Consider the following 5,243-nt stretch of genomic DNA (forward strand, 5'->3'; position numbering starts at 1 on the left):
GGACCTGCCCCGGGCGACCGCCGCCGGGGTCGCCCAGGGCGTCTGGCTGCGGCCGTTCCGCGACCTGGTCTACACCATGCCGCCGTACGTCACCGACGAGGCCGACGTGGCCCGGATCGCGGCCGGCATCGAGGCGGCGGTCAAGGCGGGCTGAGCCCCGACCGGCCACCGAGGACCGACGAGCCGGTCGCGGGGCGGCGACCGGACGACACGGGCGACGGCGTACCCGTCGCGCAGACCGCGGCGGACGCCGCGCGAGGAGAGGAAGAGTCGCGATGGAGAGTTTCGGCGCCCGCCTGCACCGGGCCGTGGCCGAGCGGGGACCGCTCTGCGTCGGCATCGACCCGCATCCCGGGCTGCTGGCCCGCTGGGGGCTGTCCGACGACGTCGAGGGCCTCGACCGGTTCAGCCGGACGGTGGTGGAGGCGCTCGGTGACCGGATCGCGGTGGTCAAGCCCCAGTCGGCCTTCTTCGAGCGGTTCGGCGCCCGGGGTGTCGGAATTCTTGAGTCAACTATCCGACAGTTACGAGATTGCGGCGCGCTCGTTCTCCTCGACGTCAAGCGCGGCGACATCGGCTCGACGGTCAGCGCGTACGCCTCGGCGTACCTCGATCCATCCAGCCCGCTGTATGTCGACGCGGTCACCGCGAGCCCCTACCTTGGAGTAGGTTCGCTCGCGCCGATGTTCGAACTGGCCGCCGCGCACGGGGGCGGGGTCTTCGTGCTGGCGCTCACCTCCAACCCGGAGGGCGCCGCCGTGCAGCGTGCCGTCACGGCCGACGGGCGGACCGTCGCGCAGACCGTCATCGACGAGATTTCCCAGCTCAACCGGGGTGCCGACCCGCTCGGCAGCTTCGGTCTGGTGGTCGGCGCGACGATCGGTGACACCGGTCACGACCTCTCCGCGGTACACGGTCCGCTGCTCGCCCCGGGGCTGGGCGCGCAGGGCGCCACGGCGGCCGACCTGCGCACCGTCTTCGGTCCCAGCCTCTCCTCGGTGCTGCCGTCCTACTCCCGTGAGGTGCTCCACGCCGGCCCGGACCCGGCCGCCCTGCGGGCCGCCGCCGACCGGGTGCTCGCCGACTGCCGGGCCGCGCTCGCGGGTGCCTGACTGACTGACGGCTCGGTCACTTTACGTTGATCTTCGCGCGTCCACGTTGCCGAAAACGCCGTTGACCGCTAGTTTTCCCCGCGCTGGGAACCACGGACCCCTTTGGTTGCCAGCGACACCACGTTTCACAGCAGCGGTGGTGCGCCCCGCCCACCGCATGAGGGACCTGAGGAGAACTGGTGCCGCTCCCGTCACTGACCCCCGAGCAGCGCGCTGCCGCGCTGGAGAAGGCCGCGGAGATCCGCAAGGCCCGTGCCAAGCTGAAGGAGGACCTCAAGCAGGGCAAGACCAGCCTCGCCACCGTGCTTGAGCAGGCCGAGTCCGACGACGTCGTCGGCAAGCTCAAGGTGTCGGCCGTGCTGCAGGCGATGCCGGGCATCGGCAAGATCCGGGCCACCCAGATCATGGAGAAGCTCAAGATCGCCGACAGCCGTCGCCTGCGCGGCCTGGGCGAGCAGCAGCGCAAGGCTCTGCTTGGAGAGTTCGCCGCCAACTGAGCGCCCCCGGCGTGTAGAAACAAGCGGTGAGCACGGATGACGAGGCGCGCCCGGCGGCTCGGCTCACTGTCCTGACCGGACCTTCCGGGGATGGTCGGGAGAGTGTCGTCGAGCTGGTCCGGGCGCGCTTTCCGTCGGTGTGGCGGCCCGTGCCCGCGACCACCCGGCCCCGGTGCCCCGGCGAGCTCCCCGGGGTCGACCGGCTCTTCCTCGACCCGGCCGCGTTCGACCGGATGATCGCCGCCGACGAGCTGCTGGAGTGGAGCCGGATCGGGCCGTACCAGCGCGGGGTTCCTCGCGCGGGCGTGCGCGACCGGCTCGCCGAGGGGCGGCCCGTCCTGCTCCCGCTGGACCTGCCCGGCGCGCTCGCCGTCCGGGCCACCGCACCGGACGCGCAGCTGGTGCTCCTCGCCCCGCCGGCGTACCGGCCGGACCCGGCCGTGTCGGCCGCCGTCGCCCACGCCGTACGGCACGACCGCACCGGGTGCGCGGCTGACGAGCTGGTAGGCTTGCTCGGTTCATCCTTTCTGGCTCCGGCCCAACCGCGCCCGAGCGGTTGAGAGCCACCGCTTGCGGGCGGCGCACACGACGCAGAGGTTTATCCGTGGGATCCATCGCCACCAACCCCGAGGGCATCACCAATCCGCCGATCGATGAGCTTCTCGAGAAGACGACCTCGAAGTACGCGCTGGTGATCTTCGCCGCGAAGCGCGCGCGCCAGGTCAACGCCTACTACAGCCAGCTCGGCGAGGGCCTGCTGGAGTACGTCGGCCCGCTCGTGGAGACCACTCCGCAGGAGAAGCCGCTCTCCATCGCCATGCGCGAGATCAACGCGGGTCTGCTCACCGCCGAGCCGACCGACCAGCCGTAAGCACCCCCCGCGCCCGATGACCGCCGAGATCGTCCTCGGGGTCGGTGGCGGCATCGCCGCCTACAAGGCGTGTGAGCTGCTCCGACTCTTCACCGAGTCGGGCCACCGGGTCCGGGTCGTACCGACCGCGTCGGCGCTCCGCTTCGTCGGGGCGCCGACCTGGGCGGCGCTCTCCGGCCGACCGGTCGCCGACGACGTCTGGTCCGACGTGCACGAGGTGCCGCACGTCCGGCTCGGCCAGCACGCCGACCTGGTCGTGGTCGCCCCGGCGACCGCCGACCTGCTCGCCAAGGCCGCCCACGGCCTCGCCGACGACCTGCTCACCAACACCCTGCTGACCGCCCGCTGCCCGGTCGTGCTCGCCCCGGCGATGCACACCGAGATGTGGGAGCACCCGGCCACCGTCGCCAACGTGGCGACGCTGCGCTCCCGGGGCGTCCGGGTGATCGAGCCGGCCGTCGGCCGGCTCACCGGCGCCGACACCGGCAAGGGCCGGCTGCCCGACCCGGCGGAGATCTTCGCGGTCGCCCGCCGGGCCCTCGCCCGGGGCGTCGCCGCCCCGGCCGACCTCGCCGGCCGGCACGTCGTGGTCACCGCCGGCGGCACCCGCGAGCCGCTCGACCCGGTCCGCTTCCTCGGCAACCGCTCCTCCGGCAAACAGGGGTACGCGTTCGCCCGCGCCGCCGTCGCCCGCGGTGCCCGGGTCACCCTGATCTCGGCCAACGTCGCGCTCGCCGACCCGGCCGGCGTGGACCTGGTCCGGGTCGGCACCACCGAGGAGCTGCGCACGGCGACCCTGGCGGCGGCCGCCGACGCGGACGCCGTCGTCATGGCCGCCGCCCCCGCCGACTTCCGCCCGGCCACGTACGCGCCGGGTAAGATCAAGAAGGCGGAGGACGGCAGCGCGCCCACCATCGAGCTGGTCACCAACCCCGACATCGCCGCCGAGCTGGGCCGATGTCGCCGGCCGGAGCAGGTGCTGGTGGTCTTCGCCGCCGAGACCGGGGACGCCGAGGCGAACGGGCGGGCCAAGCTCGCCCGCAAGCGGGCGGACCTGATCGTGATCAATGAGGTGGGCGTGGACAAGGTCTTCGGGGCCGAGACCAACGCCGCCACCGTGATCGGGGCGGACGGCGCCGTGCACCGGCTGCCCGAGCAGCCCAAGGAGGACCTGGCCGACGCCGTCTGGGACCTCGTGGTCGCGCGGCTGAGTGAGCAATCCTGACGGTTGGTCACTCGTCGTTCCCCGGGTCACGCTAGGAGCACGGTGACTAAACTGCCGCCGAGCGACCGTTCATGAGTTTTCAGATGCTTAGGAGTGCCGTGACACGTCTCTTCACGTCCGAATCGGTCACGGAAGGCCACCCGGACAAGATCGCCGACCAGATCAGTGACGGCATTCTCGACGCGCTGCTCGCCAAGGACCCGCACAGCCGCGTCGCGGTCGAGACCCTGATCACCACGGGCCAGGTCCACGTCGCCGGTGAGGTCACCACCAAGGCGTACGCCGACATCCCGACCATCGTCCGCGAGACGATCCTGGAGATCGGCTACGACTCGTCGAAGAAGGGCTTCGACGGTGCCTCCTGCGGCGTCAGCGTCTCGATCGGCGCCCAGTCCCCGGACATCGCGCAGGGCGTGGACAACGCGTTCGAGCTGCGTACCGGCGGGTCGGAGAGCGCGCTGGACGCGCAGGGCGCCGGCGACCAGGGCATGATGTTCGGCTTCGCCTGCTCGGAGACCCCCGAGCTGATGCCGTTGCCGATCGCGTTGGCCCACCGGCTGGCCCGCCGCCTCGCCGCGGTGCGCAAGGACGGCACCGTCCCCTACCTGCGCCCGGACGGCAAGACCCAGGTGACCATCGAGTACGACGGGCTGCGCCCGGTCCGGCTCGACACCGTCGTGGTCTCCAGCCAGCACGCCGCGGACATCTCGCTGGAGTCGCTGCTCACCCCGGACGTCCGGGAGCACGTCATCACGCCCGAGCTGGAGGGCCTCGGCCTGGACACCGAGGGCTACCGGCTGCTGGTCAACCCCACCGGGCGGTTCGAGATCGGCGGCCCGATGGGCGACGCCGGTCTCACCGGCCGGAAGATCATCGTCGACACCTACGGCGGCTACGCCCGCCACGGCGGTGGCGCGTTCTCCGGCAAGGACCCGTCCAAGGTGGACCGCTCGGCCGCGTACGCGATGCGCTGGGTCGCCAAGAACGTGGTCGCCGCCGGCCTCGCCGAGCGCTGCGAGGCGCAGGTCGCGTACGCGATCGGCAAGGCCCACCCGGTCAGCCTGTTCATCGAGACCTTCGGCACCGAGACCGTGCCGGTCGCCTCGATCGAGAAGGCCGTCGCCGAGGTCTTCGACCTGCGCCCGGCCGCCATCATCCGGGACCTCAACCTGCTCCGCCCGATCTACCAGCAGACCGCCGCGTACGGCCACTTCGGCCGGGAGCTGCCGGATCTGACCTGGGAGAGCACCGACCGGGCCGCCGACCTCAAGTCGGCTGCGGGAGCCTGACCGGCACCAGGCGCAGCGACCGGCGGCCCGCAACGGGGTCGCCGGTCGCTCGCGTCTGCGTGGATCTGCCCCTGGCCCACCTCGACCGCCCGTTCGACTACCTGGTCCCCGCCGACCTGGACGCCGCGGCGCGACCCGGGGTCCGGGTGAAGGTGCGCTTCGCCGGCCAGCTTCTCGGCCAGCTCCGCGAGGCTCGCGGCGTCGCTGAGCTCCGGATTGCGGTCGTAGCCGACCACCTCGTGCCCGGCG

General features: G+C 72.5%; 7 protein-coding genes and 1 pseudogene. All 8 read left to right on the forward strand.

Features of this window, described 5'->3' with window-relative positions; all coding sequences use genetic code 11:
• Positions 1–154 (forward strand): annotated as a pseudogene (locus ACWEVO_RS29300) (adenosylmethionine--8-amino-7-oxononanoate aminotransferase BioA); the annotation flags it as partial.
• Positions 155–275: 121 nt separating this feature from the next.
• Positions 276–1,112: an orotidine-5'-phosphate decarboxylase gene (gene pyrF, locus ACWEVO_RS29305; RefSeq protein WP_452310711.1), complete on the forward strand. Its 837-nt coding sequence runs from the start codon at positions 276–278 to the stop codon at positions 1,110–1,112.
• A gap of 179 nt (positions 1,113–1,291) precedes the next feature.
• Complete coding sequence (mihF, locus tag ACWEVO_RS29310; protein WP_046564635.1) at positions 1,292–1,609, forward strand: integration host factor, actinobacterial type; 318 nt, start codon at positions 1,292–1,294, stop codon at positions 1,607–1,609.
• Positions 1,610–1,635: 26 nt separating this feature from the next.
• On the forward strand, positions 1,636–2,169 hold the full coding sequence (locus ACWEVO_RS29315; protein ID WP_452310712.1) for a guanylate kinase: 534 nt from the start codon (positions 1,636–1,638) through the stop codon (positions 2,167–2,169).
• A 44-nt stretch (positions 2,170–2,213) separates the two neighbouring features.
• Positions 2,214–2,480 (forward strand): DNA-directed RNA polymerase subunit omega, encoded by a 267-nt coding sequence (rpoZ, locus tag ACWEVO_RS29320; protein WP_013285517.1) that lies wholly within the window; start codon positions 2,214–2,216, stop codon positions 2,478–2,480.
• A 16-nt stretch (positions 2,481–2,496) separates the two neighbouring features.
• The gene (gene coaBC, locus ACWEVO_RS29325) at positions 2,497–3,705 is read left to right on the forward strand and encodes a bifunctional phosphopantothenoylcysteine decarboxylase/phosphopantothenate--cysteine ligase CoaBC (protein ID WP_452310713.1); all 1,209 of its coding nucleotides are present in this window, start codon (positions 2,497–2,499) and stop codon (positions 3,703–3,705) included.
• Positions 3,706–3,788: 83 nt separating this feature from the next.
• Positions 3,789–4,994: a methionine adenosyltransferase gene (gene metK, locus ACWEVO_RS29330; protein WP_452310714.1), complete on the forward strand. Its 1,206-nt coding sequence runs from the start codon at positions 3,789–3,791 to the stop codon at positions 4,992–4,994.
• Positions 4,995–5,053: 59 nt separating this feature from the next.
• On the forward strand, positions 5,054–5,243 hold a 190-nt coding region (locus tag ACWEVO_RS29335; RefSeq protein ID WP_452310715.1), incomplete at its 3' end, for a primosomal protein N' family DNA-binding protein.

Source organism: Micromonospora sp. NPDC003776, from assembly GCF_053605645.1.

Bases quoted from the DNA above. Each gene is read 5' to 3' on its own strand.
- pyrF (WP_452310711.1), top strand. From the start codon at position 276: ATGGAGAGTTTCGGCGCCCGCCTGCACCGGGCCGTGGCCGAGCGGGGA.
- coaBC (WP_452310713.1), top strand. From the start codon at position 2,497: ATGACCGCCGAGATCGTCCTCGGGGTCGGTGGCGGCATCGCCGCCTAC.
- metK (WP_452310714.1), top strand. From the start codon at position 3,789: ATGCTTAGGAGTGCCGTGACACGTCTCTTCACGTCCGAATCGGTCACG.